Below are 14,593 nucleotides of genomic sequence, written 5' to 3' on the forward strand. Positions count from 1 at the left end.
AGATGAAGGAAATACAACAGAACCAGAAAAACCAACTGAACCGGAAAAACCAGAAAATACCAAAAAGACAGGAATAGTAAATGTAAGTAGTTCTTTAAATGTAAGAGAAGGAGCTAGCACAAGTAGTAAGGTAATAGGAAGCTTAAGTGGAAATTCTAAGGTAACAATAGTAGGAGAAGAAGGCTCATTCTACAAAATAGAATTTAAGGGTTCCTATGGCTATGTAGCTAAAGAATATATTAAAGATGTTAAGGATGAAGGTAATAATACAACACCAGAACAACCAAGTAAACCAGAAGAAACTAATAAAACAGGAATTGTAACAGCTTCTAATGGATTAAATGTAAGAAAAGAAGCAAATACATCATCTCAAATTCTTGGAATTTTAAGTAGTGGTGAAAGTGTTGAAATTTTAGGTGAAGAAAATGGGTTCTACAAAATAAATTATAAAGGTCAGGAAGCATATGCATCTAAGAGCTATATAAATATTTTTGATGGAAATTCAAATGTTAATCCAGAATTAGATTTAGGAGATGCTATAAAAACACCATATGGGGTATCTCTTGACGAATATATTAGAATGCAACAAAGAAGTAACCCAGTAAATTATTCATATTCAGAGTTTGAGAGATATATAAACCCAGCGAAGGCTACTAATAAATTACAATTCTTAAGAATTGATAGGTTTAGGGCTGTTAATGTAAATGGATTAAGTAGCAGGTTAAACAATAAAGGCGTTTTAACTGGTCAAGGACAAGCTTTTGTTGATGCTGCTAGATCGTATAATATAGATCCTATATATTTAGTTGCTCAATGTTTACATGAAACAGGTAATGGAACAAGTAAACTTGCAAGAGGAGTAACTATTACTCAAATTGCAGATGAAAGTAAGCCTATATATAATAGCTATGGTCAATTAGTAGGATATCATATGATACCATTATCTAAACCTGTTACAGTTTATAATTTATTTGGAATAGGAGCTAAGGATAATTCTTCAGCATTTCCTAATAGAGCATTAATATTAGGAACAACCTATGCTTACAATAGAGGTTGGACAAGTATTGAAAGTGCTATAAAAGGAGCAGCAGCATTTGTTTCTGCAAATTATGTTCATAGTCCAACCTATGAACAAAATACACTTTATAAAATGAGATATAATCAAAATATATCTAATATATGGCATCAATATGCAACAACTACATGGTATGCATCAGAGATAGCTGATATTATGAATAGTTATGAAGATTTATATTTAAATAATAACTTTACATTTGATGTACCTGTATTTTCAAATTAGAGGTAATAGAAGTCTAAATTTAATTGTTATTTAGAATTTAATCGTAGTAAATAAAGGGAGTTTTTATACTCCTTTTATTTTAGCTAATTTTAGCGTAAGAGAGAAAATAAATGAATAATTATGTGTTGAGAAGACGAGTAAGTACAATAATTGTAATTGGGTTTATATTATTGATAATAATATTCGTATTAAATAAAAACATATTTTTTTAAAAGACTATGCCTTTAGGTTAGTTAATAAAGTTAATGAAAAATATTAAAACGCTTAAATCGATAAAGTAATAATTACTACTTCTGTTAAGTAAAATAATAAGGAAAGTATGTTTAGGAGAATGAAAACTTTGGAGATTTTAGATTGGAAGTTTATTTTCATAATAATAACATTTGCTTTAATAGGAGTAGTATGTTTATTTAAAAAATCGAAAATTGGATTGACTGCAGCTTCAGTAGGAATTATAGGAAGTTTAATTTTGTGGGGATTTTTTAAGATAAGTATAAAATTTAAAAATTTTCTAACAGGGGTTGGATTAAGTTTTAAGGATATATTAAACTTTTTTATTGCAATTATTACGGCTATAGTAGCCTTTACAGCAATTTTTTTATTATTGAAAATTTTTAATGATTTTGGTGGAAGATTAAAAAAAAGATAAGGCAAAAATGTCTTATCTTTTTTATTTTACCATTCACCAGGATAGGCAACTATGTGTAATGTAACTTGACGTCTTCCCCAAGATTTACATTCATCATTAGAGTTCATATAAAGGTCTATTATGTTTCCTTTAATAACTCCTCCTGTATCTGATGCTATGGCATAGCCATATCCAGGGATGTACACTTTTGAACCTAATGGAATTACATTAGGGTCTACTGCTATTGTACTTATTCCACCTGGATCTCTTACTGGTTTAAGTCCCATGGCAGTTAATGTTCCTCCAGTATATGCGGTAGCTTCAACGGAAAGTGTTTTCTTATAGTTACCATCACTAGGTTGGTTAGAAGTATTATTGTTGTTATTATTATTATTTGAATTAGCTGGAGAGTTGTTACTAATACTTTTAGCTGCTTCTTCAGCTTTTATGGATTCAATTTTGTTTTTGGCAGCTTGTACAGAATTATTAGCTGTATCCCTTACTGAATCGATGTTAAGTTGTGGGATTAATTGATTCAATGTGCTTATTGCATTTTCAAGCTCATTGACTGATGAAGATGAATTTATAACAGAAACAGAATGAGAAATTAAAGACATTTCATTTTCTTTAATTATTCCTAAAACAGCTTCTTTTTGATTGTTTAATTCATCAATTTTCTTTTGTTCTTCAACTTTTTTACTATCTAGGGTTTTAAGAGATTCCTCAGTTGAACTTTTTAATTCTTTTAATTCAGCCTTATCTCTTTCTAATTTTTTTATATCCTGATCAAGAGAATCTTTTTGAGAATCTAGATCATTTATAAGATTTTTATCTAAGGCTGTAACCCTTGCCAAAGCATCTATTCTTGTTATTAAATCTGATAAGTTTTCAGATTTAATAAGAAAAACTAGTGGGTTCATTGAATCTTTGCTTTTATACATAGCACGCATTCTTTTACCTAAAACAGATTGCTTTTGATCTATTTCGGTTTTTAAAGTACTTACTTTACTTTCCGTTTCTTTTAAGTTTTCCTCAGTATCTTTCATCTTAGTTTGATTATCTGCTAATTTAGCATTTAATTCTTCAATTTCATTGTTAAGTTTTGATACTTGAGAATTAAGAGACATAACCTCATTATCTAATTGTTCATATTTTACTTTATTTTCTTGTATATTTGATTTCTTATCACTTATTGTATCAGCAAAAACTACTTGAGTCGTTGAAATACTTATAGTTATTGCTATTAATGCTGATAAAATTCTTTTTTGCATAAAGTACACTCCTTTTAGTTAAACTGTCCACAACTTAAGTGTATTTCATCCTGTATTACTGAATTATAACATAAAAGTCAAATGTAACACAAATTTAACCTTTATCCCATTTAAATATGTTAAGAAAAAATTAACAATTTAATTATACTATAAATCTGAAAAAATAAGAAATTTGTCTTATGTTGAAATAATTAAAATTATATATTATAATTAAGAAAAAAATAATATTTTATATTTTTAGGTTTAATTTTACTAATTAAAAGGGAAAGTGGTTAAAATCCACTACAGCCCCCGCTACTGTAATAGGATACAAGTTTCTAATTGCTCACTGATTTTTTTAAATTGGGAAGGGAGAAATGAGGATAAGCCTTAAGTCAGGATACCTGCCTAAAAATTATGAACTAAGCTTCGGAGGGAAGATGTAGTATTTATTGATTCCTATATTTATATTGGAAAATAATTACTTTTTATTAAAGCATCTGGTTCTTTGTAACACAGATGCTTTTTATTTTAATTTTTTAGAGGTGAAACATGAAAAAAGCTATATTAGTTGTAAGTTTTGGAACAAGTCATTTAGATGCCTTAAATAATTCTATAAAAAAAATAGAAGATTCAATAAAAGAAAGTTTTGAAGAGTATGATGTTTTTAGAAGTTTTACATCACATATGATAGTAAGAAAGCTTAAAGAAAAATATGATATGAATATACTGTTTCCAGAAGATGCTTTAAAAAAGTTAGAGGAAGAAGGATATGAAGAAGTTGTGGTGCAACCACTTCATATTATGCCAGGTGAAGAATTTGACTATATAAAGCATATGGTGAAGAATTATGAAAATCATTTTAAAAAGATAGAAACTGGTAGACCAATATTTTATTATGAAGGTTTTGGTGATGGACCAAATGACTATTCTGCCTTTGTTGATAGTATGAAAGAAGTAATAGAAGAGAATAGACCGTGTATATTAGTTGGTCATGGAAGCGCACATCCTTCCAATGCTGTTTATGGATGTCTTCAATCAGTTTTAGATAGAGACTATGAAGATATTTTTGTTGGAACTGTAGAGGGATATCCTAATTTTTCAGATGTTTTAAAAAGAGTTAAAAAGAAAAATTTAGATAATGTGACTATTATTCCTTTAATGGTTGTAGCAGGAGACCATGCTAAAAATGATATGGCTTCAGAAGATGAGGATTCATGGAAGAGTAGACTTGAAAGTGAAGGAATTAAAACTGATGTTATTTTAAAAGGATTAGGGGAAAGAGAAGAGTTTAGAAAACTTTACATAGAACGTGTTAAAGATGTTATAGATGGTACATATAAAGGTTTAGGAGAAACTAAAAAAAGACATAGAAAGGTGAAGAGATAAATGGATTATATGAAAAGTCCTATGGGCATAGAAAAAAGAAGCTTTGAAATAATAGGTTCTGAAATGAAAAATCATAACTTTTCAGAAGAGGAGTTAGAAATAGTAAAAAGAGTTATACATACTACAGCAGACTTTGAGTATGAGGATTTAATTGAAATAAGTGAAGGAGCTATAGAAGCTGGAGTTTCTGCTTTAAAATCTGGAGCTAAAATATATACTGATACAACAATGGCCTTATCAGGTATGAATAAAAGAGCTTTAAAGGAATTAAATTCATCAGTTGAATGCTATGTTGGTTTAGATGAGGTGTTTAAATTAGCAAAAGAAAAACAGATAACTCGTTCAATGGCAGGTGTTGAACTTGCGGCAAAGGAAAATGTAGATATATTTGTTTTTGGAAATGCTCCAACAGCTTTGTTTAAACTTAGAGAACTTATTAAGGAAGGAAAGGCAAAACCAAAACTTATAGTAGCTGTTCCAGTTGGGTTCGTAGGTGCTAGTGAGAGTAAAGAGGATTTAGATGAACTAGGTATTCCTTATATAAGAGTTAAGGGAAGAAAAGGTGGTAGTACAGTAGCAGCAGCCATAATAAATGCATTGCTTTATATGAATTATAAAAGAGAAATGTAATAAAAGAAGGTATATTAAATGTTTGAAATGTATGTAGAAAGCGGTGGAAAAAAACTTAGATGTGGGTATACCACAGGATCTTGTGCAGCGGCGGCAGCTAAGGCGGCCACATATATGCTTTTTCATAAAAAGGATATAGGAGTTATAGAGATAGATACTCCTAAAAACATAAAGCTTAGTTTAGAAATACAAGATATACAAGTAGAAAAAAACTCCGTTTCATGTTCCATAATAAAAGATGGTGGAGATGACATAGATGCTACCTCAGGAATAGCTATATTTGCAAAGGCAGAGGAAATTTCAGAAGGATTTGAGCTTTGTGGAGGAGAAGGTGTTGGAAGAGTTACTAAGGATGGGCTCTTTGTAGAAAAAGGACAGCCAGCTATAAATCCAGTACCTAGGGAAATGATTAAGAAGGAAGTATTAAGTGTATTACCTGAAAATAAAGGAGTAAAAATAACAATTTTCGTTCCAAGAGGAAGGGAGATTGCTAAGAAAACCTTTAACCCTAGATTGGGTATAGTTGATGGAATATCAATACTAGGCACAACAGGAATTGTGTATCCAATGTCTGAAGATGCTTTAAAGGAATCTATTAGAATTGAAATAAGGCAAAAAGCAGTGTCTAATAATGAACTTGTATTTGTCTTTGGTAATATGGGAGAAAGGTTTCTAAGGGAAAGAGGATATAAAAAGGATAATATAGTTATCATATCTAACTATGTAGGATTTTCCATAGAGTGTGCCTTAGCTCAAGGAATAAAGGATTTAACCATAATAGGTCATATAGGAAAACTAAGTAAAATTGCATTTGGCTGTTTTAATACACATAGTAGAGTTTCAGACGTAAGATTAGAAGTTATAGCTTTAGAGTTAACTTTAATGGGATATGACTTAGAACTAGTTAAAAAGGTTTTAGAAGAAAAGACAAGTGAAGGTGCTGTAAGACTTCTTGGAGATGATTTCCCAATGTTATATGAGAGAATTGGAGAAAAAGTATTAAAGAGATTAGATATTTACTCTTACGGTGAGGCAAATTTTAATATTCTTATGTATTATGGATCAAAGGAAATGAAATTATTATATGAATCTAAAAATTCAAACTTGTTTGATTAAACTTAAATTAGAAGGGAATGAAGGCTATTGGTTAAGATACTAGGGTTAGGACCAGGCCATAAAGACTATATAATTCCTAAGGTTATTAAGGAACTAGAAAAAAGTGATTATATAGTAGGTTTTGAAAGAGCAATTTCAAGCTTAAAGTTTTTAAATAATTTAAGAGATGAAAAGTTTAAAAAGGTCAAAACTTTAAGTGAATTAATAGCTTTTTTAAATGAAAATGAAGAGAATGATATTTCAATTGTTGCATCAGGAGACCCTACCTTTTATGGTATTACAAATTACATAGAAAAAAATTATTATGGAGAGATTTCTATTATTCCAGGAATAAGTTCTTTTCAGTATTTAACATGCAAAGTAAATAAATCTTGGAATAATGCATTTGTAGGAAGTATGCATGGAAGAGAAGAAAATTTTATAGAAGTTGTCAAAAAAAACAAACTTTCTATATGGTTAACTGATAAAAAGAATACTCCAAATGAACTAAGTAAAATGTTAATAGAAAATTCTATAGAATGTACGATATATGTTGGAGAAAATCTTTCTTATGAAAATGAAAATATAACAATTGGAAATCCAAGAGAAATTTGCGAAAAGGATTATGGAGATTTATCTGTAATAATAATTGAAAGATAAATTTTCCTTTGGAGGATATATGAAGTTTATAAAAGATTCAGAGTTTATAAGAGGAAAATGTCCTATGACAAAAGAGGATATTAGAATCCTTACTATTAGTAAATTAGAGTTAAATACAAATTCTAATTTTTTAGATATAGGAAGTGGAACTGGTAGTATTACTATTCAGGCCTCTAAATTTATAGAAAATGGAAAAGTATTTTCTATAGAAAGAGATGAAGAGGCTATAAGGGTAACTAAAGAGAATTTAAAAAAGTTTAACTGTAATAATGTTACTTTATTAGAGGGTGATGCTATAGAACATATGGAATCACTTTCAAACCAAATTAAGAAAGAAAAAATTTCAAAATTTGATTCTATATTTATAGGAGGCTCTGGTGGGGGACTTGAAAAAATTATAAATATATCAAATGAAATTCTTAAAGAACAGGGAGTTTTAGTTTTAAACTTCATAACTTTAAATAATGCATATAATGCTATAGAAATCTTAAAAAAATTAGAATATAAAACAGAGATTTCTTTAGTAAACATAAGTAAAAATAGAGAAAATACATACATGATGATTAGCAATAATCCAATTTTTATTGTTAAAGCGTTTAAGGAGGAAATTTAATGGCAATATTATATGGAATAGGTGTAGGACCTGGAGATAGTGAATTATTAACAGTAAAAGCGGTAAAGGCAATTGAAAATAGTGATGTTATAGTAGCACCAAGTGCAGAGGAAGGTGGAGATAGTATAGCATTAACTGCTGCTGAAGAATATATAAAAGAAGGAACAGAAATAGCTATTAAACATTTTCCAATGGGAAAGAAGAATAGAGATTTAAAAGTTAAAGAGGCTTATGACTTTATTTTAGAAAAACTTAAAGAAGGAAAAAACGTAAGTTTCTTAACTATAGGTGATCCTTATGTTTATAGTACATATATACATTTATTAAATTATGTAGAGGATAATGGTTTCCATGTAAAAACTATTCCGGGAATAACATCTTTCTGTGCTGCAGCTAGTATAGTTGACAGAACATTAGTTGTAGGTAATGAACCTTTACTTGTTCTTCCAGCAGCTAGAGTAAAGGATATAAAAGATGAGAAGTTTGTTGTAATAATGAAAGTTTACAAAAAAGAAGAAGAAGTTATAGATGTTTTAGAAGAAAAAGGATTTGACTATGTGCTAGTTAGTAGAGCAGGTAGAGAAGGAGAAAAAATCTTAAGAACTAGAGAAGAAATTGTAAATCATAGAGATTATATGTCTTTAATATTAGCAAGTAAATAAAAGGAGGAATAAGAATGCTTTATTTTATAGGGGCAGGACCAGGAGCTGTTGACTTAATAACTGTTAGAGGAAGAAATCTTTTAGAAAAAGCAGATGTTGTAATATATGCAGGATCTTTAGTAAGCAAAGAACATTTAGATGTTTGCAAAGAGGGAGTTAAAATATATAACTCAGCTTCAATGACTTTAGAAGAGGTAGTTGAGGTTATAAAAGAAAATGATGGTGAAGATAAGGTCATAGTAAGACTTCACACTGGTGATCCATCAATATACGGAGCTATTAAGGAACAAATGGATGAATTAGACAAGTTTAATATAGAATATGAGGTTGTACCAGGTGTAAGTTCATTTACAGCTGCAGCTTCTGCTATAAAAAAGGAATTTACACTTCCATCAGTAACTCAAACTGTTATATTAACTAGGGTTGAAGGAAGAACTCCAGTGCCAGAAAAAGAAGATTTAGAAAAATTAGCTTCAATAGGAGCTTCTATGGCATTATTTCTTTCTATATCAATGATTGACAAGGTAGTTGAAAAATTAAAAAGAGGATATGGAAGAGAGGATGTTCCAATAGCTGTAATTTCAAGAGCAACATGGGATGATCAAGAAGTGATTATTGGAACATTAGATAATATATCAGAAAAAGTAAAAGAAGCTGGTATAAATAAATGTGCTCAAATATTAGTTGGAGATTTCATTGACTGTGATTATGAGAAAAGTCTTCTTTATGATAAACACTTTACTCATATGTTCAGAAAAGGAATTGATTAAATATGATTGGAATAATAAGTGTTACTGAAAAAGGTGACTTTATAGGAGATAAGCTTATAAAGTTTTTTGAAGAAAATAATATTAATTTCAAAATGGTTTGCAAAAGCAAATGTGAAGATTTTTCTTTAAAAGAAGCAACTAAGGAAATGTTTGAAACTTGTAAAAATATTATTTTTATAAGTTCAACAGGGATTGCAGTGAGAGCTATAACTCCTTTTATAGTAAAAAAGGATAAGGATCCTGGAATTGTTATGGTTGATGTAAATAATAGGTTTACCATAAGTTTAGCTGGAGGGCATATTGGTGGTGCAAATGAATTAACTTTAGAGATAAGTAAAATATTAAATAATATTCCAGTTATAACTACGGCCACAGATAATCAAAATAAAGTTGCGCCAGATATGGTAGCTAAAAGTAATAATCTTATTATAGAAGATTTAAAGAAGGCAAAAGAGATTGCTTCTAGATTAGTAAATAATAAAAAAGTTTATTTTATGGATGATAATGATTTAATTAAATTACCTTTAGGCTATGAAAGTACATATTCATTAAAAGATAATACACTTTGGATAACTAACAAAGAAAAAAATGAGGATGAAAATCTTAAGGGAGTTTTAAGGTTGATAAGAAAAAATATATTACTTGGAGTAGGATGTAGAAAAGGTGTTCCATCTGAAGAGTTAATAGATTTTGTGCTTTCTTCACTAAAAAATTTAAATATTGATAAGAGAGCCGTTTTAAAAATAGGATCAATAGATTTAAAAAAAGAAGAAAAGGCTATTTTAGATTTAAGTGAATTTTTAAATTGTCCTTTTGAAACATTTTCTAGAGAAGAGATTAGACATGTTCAAGATGAATTTGAAGGTAGTGATTTTGTAGAAAAATCTGTTGGAGTTAGAGCTGTATCAGAGCCGGCAGTTGTTTTAATGAATGGAAATATTATAGTAAATAAACTAAAGAAAAATGGAATGACATTAACTATTGGAGAGCTTAAGCTAAAGCATAAGGAGGAATAAGAATGGGAAAATTATATGTAATTGGAATTGGGCCAGGTGGATTAGATGAAATGACTTTAAGAGCTGTTAAAGCTATTGAAGAATGTGAAATAATAGTTGGTTACACTAAATATATAGAAATGGTTAAGGATTTAATTAAAGATAAGGAAATCTTCAAAACTGGTATGCGTGGAGAAGAGGAAAGATGTAGAGAAGCATTAGAGCTTAGTAGGGATAAAAAGGTCGCTTTAATAAGTACTGGAGATTCAGGAATTTATGGCATGGCTGGACTTATATTAGAAATGAGAAAAGATGAGAATGTTGAAATAATACCTGGTATTACAGCATCAAGTGCTGCAGGATCAGTTTTAGGAGCTCCTTTAATGCATGATAATTGCAATATAAGTTTAAGTGATTTAATGACTCCTTATGAAGAGATAAAAAAGAGAGTACGTTTAGCTGCAGAAGGAGATTTCGTAATTTCTCTTTATAATCCAAAGAGTAAGGGAAGACCTCACTATTTAAAAGAGTGTGTTGATATAATTAAGGAATTTAGAGAAGAAACAACACCTATAGCAGTTGTTAGAAATGCTTTAAGAGAAGGAGAAAGTAAAGAAATATTTACTTTAAAAGATTTTAATGATGAAGTAGTTGATATGTTTTCAATTGTAATCATAGGAAACTCAAAAAGTTACATTAAAGATGGATATTTTATAACTCCAAGAGGATATAAAATAAAAAAATAAGGCTAATGGGGTGAGAAAGTGATTGCACTTATATTAGGTACTTCTGAAGGAAGAGAGTTTTTACAAAAGCTTAAGGGGCTAGAGGATAAGATAGTTATATCTACAGCAACTGAATATGGAGGAGAACTTTTAAAAGAATTTAAAGTAGCCTTTATGAATACTAAACCCTTAGATGAAGAGGGACTTATTAATTTTGCTAAAGAGTTCAACTTAAAAGGGATTGTAGATGCTTCTCATCCCTATGCAAAAAATGTAAGTGAAAACACAATAAAGGTATGTAAAACTTTAAATATAGAATACATAAGATATGAAAGAAATGGCGTATTAAAAGATTTAGATGATCCTAATATTATTAGAATAAGCGGATTGGACAAGTTAAAAGAATTAGATTCTAGTATTGATGGTCCAATTTTAAATACTACAGGAAGTAATGGAATAAAGCAAATATTAGAATCATCCCTTAAGAATAGAATTATTCACAGGGTATTACCTTCAAAAAAGGTTATGAATGATCTTATAGATTTAGGAGTTAAGATAGAAGATATAATTGCCATAAAAGGTCCTATTGGATATGAACTTAATAAAGCTTTTATAGATGAATATAAAGCTAAAGCTCTTTTAACTAAAGATAGTGGCGAGAGAGGTGGAGCTTTAGAAAAGGCTAAGGCAGCTTTAGATTCAAATATTAAACTAATAATAGTTGAGAAGCCTAAGGTTGATTATGGTAAATATTTTTCTGATATAGATGAAACGGTAGAACATATTAAAAAGGTTTTAAAATAACAGGGGGATAAAATGAAAAAAAAGAGAATTTTAAGTTTAGCTACTATAGGGTTAGTATTTTCTTTAGCTTTAGCAGGATGTACTGGAAATTCAAAGGAAAATATAGCTTCAAAAAATACTAATGAAGAGGGATATCCAGTTATAATAAGTACATATAATCAAAATGGTAAGGAATTTGATGAGACTTTTGAAAGCAAACCTAAAAAAGTTATTAGTACAAATCAAACAACTACAGAGATAATGCTTGATTTAGATTTACAAGAATATTTAGTAGGAACATCATTTATGGATAGTCCCATACTTCCAAGATTAGAGGAAAAGTATAAAAATATAAATGTAATTTCTGATACATATCCAAGTAAAGAGGCTGTTTTAGCTTTAAATCCAGATTTAATAATGGGATGGAAAAGTGTATTTTCAGAAAAAAATCTAGGTACTGTAGAGTCATGGAATGAAAAGGGTGTGAAAACTTTCATTCAAAGAAACTCTGGTATTTCAAAAGAGCAGACTTTAGAGGATGTTTACTATGATATAAATGACATAGGTAAAATATTTAATGTAGAAGAAAAATCAACTAAGTATGTTGATGATATGAAAACAAGAATAAATGTTATTTCTGAGAAAACAAAATCTGTTAAAGAACCAATGAAGGTTTTAATACTAGAAGGTGAAGGAGAAAATAAATTTAGAGTTTATGGACCAAAGACTTTAGTTTCAGATATGGTTTCTAAGTCTGGTGGAGTTAATATAGCTAAGGATTCTGGTAGTATTGGAGTTGAAAACATAATAGAAATGAATCCAGATGCTATTGTTCTTATACATTACTTAATGCAAAATAAAGATAATCAAGAGGCGAGTTCTTTATTAGATAATAAAGCATTAAAAAATGTTACAGCAATAAAAGAAAATAGAATAATATATACTCCACTTTCAGAGACATATGCAGGAGGAGTAAGAACTGTAGATGGAATTGAAAGAATAGCAAAAGGGTTATATCCAGACCTAGTAAAATAATGGTTAATTTTTATTAAGATTTAAAAATTTTAGAAGCTCTAAGATTCTCGCTTTAAGAAAGTGGAGTCTTAGAGCTTAGTAATTATTAGGCATAGATTTAAAATAGAATTAAAAAGTTATCAAACTTCAATAGAGGAGTGTTAAATGCAGTTGTTTAAATTAAATGGGAGAATGAATAAAAAAGTTATAATTGCTATTTTATTAGTTGTACTTTTTATATTATCTATAATATTAGGAATATCCTTTGGTGCTGTAGATATTCCTCCTTATGATGTATATAGAGTGTTTTTATATAAAGTATTAGGAATTAAAATAGGAAATTTAGGAGAATTATTAAATAGTACAGTTTTCGATATAATATGGGAAGTTAGAATGCCTAGAGTGCTTTTAGGAGCTTTTACAGGAATGTCATTAGCAGTTGTTGGGGTAATTATGCAGGCAACTATACAAAATCCTTTAGGAGATCCATATATATTAGGATTATCCTCAGGAGCTTCTTTAGGAGCTACATTTTCAATACTTATAGGATTTACAGGAGTGTTATCAAGCTTTGGTGTCGGCCTAGGAGCTTTTTTAGGAGCTTTAGTGGCATCTATATTTGTTTACTTCTTAGCCAAAATAGGAGGACGTATAACGCCTTTTAAGATGATATTAGCCGGTATGGTTATAGGTTCTATATGCTCCTCATTAACAAGTCTTATAATATTTTTATCAAAGGACAATGAGGGAATAAGAACAGTTAACTTCTGGATGATGGGAAGTCTTGCAGGGGCAGAATGGAGTAATATAGTTCTTCCTATAATGGTATCAATAATTCCTTTAATATATTTCTTTACCCAATATAGAAATTTAAACTTAATAGTATTAGGTGATGAAACATCTATAACTTTAGGGTTAAATGTGGAAAAGCATAGAAAGATATATATGATATTATCTTCTTTAGTAACTGGAGTAATTGTTTCAGTATGTGGAACCATAGGTTTTGTAGGTATTATGATTCCTCATATTGTAAGGCTTATATTTGGTACAGATCATAAAGTCTTACTGCCTTTTAGTGCTTTATTAGGTGCTATATTTCTTATATGGGCAGATGTTATTGCTAGATGTGCAGTTTCTAACATGGAACTTCCTATAGGAATAATTACTTCTGTAATAGGTGCTCCATTTTTATTATGGCTAATGATAAAAGGTAATGGAGAAAAGGAGCAAGGATTATGATAAGGTTAGAGGATTTAAAGGTTTCAATAGGGAAAAATGAAATCATAAAGGGAATTTCATTTAATGTTAAAAAAGGTGATTTTATTGGACTTATAGGACCAAATGGAAGTGGTAAGTCAACCCTATTAAAAACTATTTATAAGCTACTAGATAAAAAAAGTGGAGAAATATATATAAATGATAAGGATATAAATAAAATAAGTATAAAGTCAATGGCAAGAGAGTTAGCTGTAGTAAGTCAATTTAATCAATATAATTTTAGCTTTAAGGTTAAAGATATTGTTATTATGGGAAGAAATCCTTATAAGAAGACTTTTCAGCTAGACAATAAGGAAGATTACGAAATAGTAAAAAATTCTCTAGAGAAAGTTAATATGCTTGAATATAAAGATAGAGATTTTTTAAGTTTATCAGGTGGTGAAAAACAAAGGGTTTTATTAGCTAGAGCACTAGCACAAAAGACAGAGATTCTTTTATTGGATGAGCCTACAAACCACTTGGATATTAAATATCAAATAGAAATAATGAATATTGTCAAAGAACTAAATATAACAGTTTTAGCCGCATTACATGATATGAATTTAGTTTCAGCTTATTGTAATAAAGTATATATTATGAATAAGGGGAAAATTGTTTGTGGAGGAGAAACAAGAAAGGTTTTAACTCCTAAAAATATAAAGGATGTCTTTGGGGTTGAATGTGAAATAGGAGAAAATTCAAAAGGAAATATGACGATAAACTTTTTATTTTAATTTTAGGCTCTGCTTTAGATAAACAGTGATTTTTATTTAAAGCAGAGTATTTTTTTTATATTTTAACTAATTTTATTTTTGAAATATC

General features: G+C 29.1%; 16 protein-coding genes and 1 riboswitch. Of the genes, 15 read left to right on the forward strand and 1 reads right to left on the reverse strand.

All coding sequences use genetic code 11. The features are described from left to right. The coding region (locus OIF33_RS05695; RefSeq protein WP_322503258.1) for an N-acetylglucosaminidase at positions 1-1,300 on the forward strand (1,300 nt) is incomplete at its 5' end. A gap of 331 nt (positions 1,301-1,631) precedes the next feature. Continuing rightward, positions 1,632-1,949, forward strand: a complete 318-nt coding sequence (locus OIF33_RS05700; RefSeq protein ID WP_322503259.1) for a hypothetical protein — start codon at positions 1,632-1,634, stop codon at positions 1,947-1,949. Positions 1,950-1,975: 26 nt separating this feature from the next. Here the strand turns inward: OIF33_RS05700 and OIF33_RS05705 are convergent, their stop codons facing one another. Next, positions 1,976-3,199 (reverse strand): 3D domain-containing protein, encoded by a 1,224-nt coding sequence (locus tag OIF33_RS05705; RefSeq protein ID WP_322503260.1) that lies wholly within the window; start codon positions 3,197-3,199, stop codon positions 1,976-1,978. A 222-nt stretch (positions 3,200-3,421) separates the two neighbouring features. Then, positions 3,422-3,605: riboswitch (cobalamin riboswitch) on the forward strand. 125 nt (positions 3,606-3,730) lie between these two features. Between OIF33_RS05705 and OIF33_RS05710 the strand changes: the two genes are divergently transcribed. The 13 genes from OIF33_RS05710 to OIF33_RS05770 all read left to right on the forward strand — a co-directional run bounded on the left by OIF33_RS05710 (position 3,731) and on the right by OIF33_RS05770 (position 14,505). After that, complete coding sequence (locus tag OIF33_RS05710) at positions 3,731-4,567, forward strand: sirohydrochlorin cobaltochelatase (RefSeq protein ID WP_322503261.1); 837 nt, start codon at positions 3,731-3,733, stop codon at positions 4,565-4,567. Next, the gene (locus OIF33_RS05715) at positions 4,568-5,197 is read left to right on the forward strand and encodes a precorrin-8X methylmutase (protein WP_322503262.1); all 630 of its coding nucleotides are present in this window, start codon (positions 4,568-4,570) and stop codon (positions 5,195-5,197) included. 18 nt (positions 5,198-5,215) lie between these two features. Further along, positions 5,216-6,313: a cobalt-precorrin-5B (C(1))-methyltransferase CbiD gene (gene cbiD, locus OIF33_RS05720; protein WP_322503263.1), complete on the forward strand. Its 1,098-nt coding sequence runs from the start codon at positions 5,216-5,218 to the stop codon at positions 6,311-6,313. 27 nt (positions 6,314-6,340) lie between these two features. After that, complete coding sequence (gene cbiE / locus OIF33_RS05725; protein WP_322503264.1) at positions 6,341-6,952, forward strand: precorrin-6y C5,15-methyltransferase (decarboxylating) subunit CbiE; 612 nt, start codon at positions 6,341-6,343, stop codon at positions 6,950-6,952. A 19-nt stretch (positions 6,953-6,971) separates the two neighbouring features. After that, entirely contained in the window at positions 6,972-7,565 is a 594-nt protein-coding gene (gene cbiT, locus OIF33_RS05730) for a precorrin-6Y C5,15-methyltransferase (decarboxylating) subunit CbiT (RefSeq protein ID WP_322503265.1), read from the forward strand. Then, positions 7,565-8,227 carry a cobalt-factor II C(20)-methyltransferase gene (locus OIF33_RS05735; protein ID WP_322503266.1) on the forward strand — a complete coding sequence of 221 codons (663 nt, stop codon included), beginning with the start codon at positions 7,565-7,567 and terminating at the stop codon, positions 8,225-8,227. The genes cbiT and OIF33_RS05735 overlap by 1 nt, the downstream gene beginning before the upstream one ends. A 14-nt stretch (positions 8,228-8,241) precedes the next feature. Then, positions 8,242-8,997 (forward strand): precorrin-4 C(11)-methyltransferase, encoded by a 756-nt coding sequence (gene cobM / locus OIF33_RS05740; protein ID WP_322503267.1) that lies wholly within the window; start codon positions 8,242-8,244, stop codon positions 8,995-8,997. A 2-nt stretch (positions 8,998-8,999) separates the two neighbouring features. Next, a complete protein-coding gene (cbiG, locus tag OIF33_RS05745) occupies positions 9,000-10,013 on the forward strand; it encodes a cobalt-precorrin 5A hydrolase (protein ID WP_322503268.1) in 1,014 nt (337 codons plus the stop codon). A gap of 2 nt (positions 10,014-10,015) precedes the next feature. Then, positions 10,016-10,738 (forward strand): precorrin-3B C(17)-methyltransferase, encoded by a 723-nt coding sequence (cobJ, locus tag OIF33_RS05750; protein WP_322503269.1) that lies wholly within the window; start codon positions 10,016-10,018, stop codon positions 10,736-10,738. Positions 10,739-10,756: 18 nt separating this feature from the next. Continuing rightward, positions 10,757-11,521, forward strand: a complete 765-nt coding sequence (locus OIF33_RS05755) for a cobalt-precorrin-6A reductase (RefSeq protein ID WP_322503270.1) — start codon at positions 10,757-10,759, stop codon at positions 11,519-11,521. A gap of 12 nt (positions 11,522-11,533) precedes the next feature. Then, positions 11,534-12,535, forward strand: coding sequence for an ABC transporter substrate-binding protein (locus OIF33_RS05760; protein WP_322503271.1), 1,002 nt, complete (start codon positions 11,534-11,536; stop codon positions 12,533-12,535). Between the two features lie 144 nt (positions 12,536-12,679). After that, on the forward strand, positions 12,680-13,753 hold the full coding sequence (locus tag OIF33_RS05765) for a FecCD family ABC transporter permease (protein WP_416173352.1): 1,074 nt from the start codon (positions 12,680-12,682) through the stop codon (positions 13,751-13,753). Then, the gene (locus OIF33_RS05770) at positions 13,750-14,505 is read left to right on the forward strand and encodes an ABC transporter ATP-binding protein (RefSeq protein WP_322503272.1); all 756 of its coding nucleotides are present in this window, start codon (positions 13,750-13,752) and stop codon (positions 14,503-14,505) included. The genes OIF33_RS05765 and OIF33_RS05770 overlap by 4 nt, the downstream gene beginning before the upstream one ends. Positions 14,506-14,593: the final 88 nt, after the last annotated feature.

It is taken from the genome of Clostridium sp. LIBA-8841 (assembly GCF_034439435.1).
Lineage (GTDB): Bacteria > Bacillota > Clostridia > Clostridiales > Clostridiaceae > Sarcina.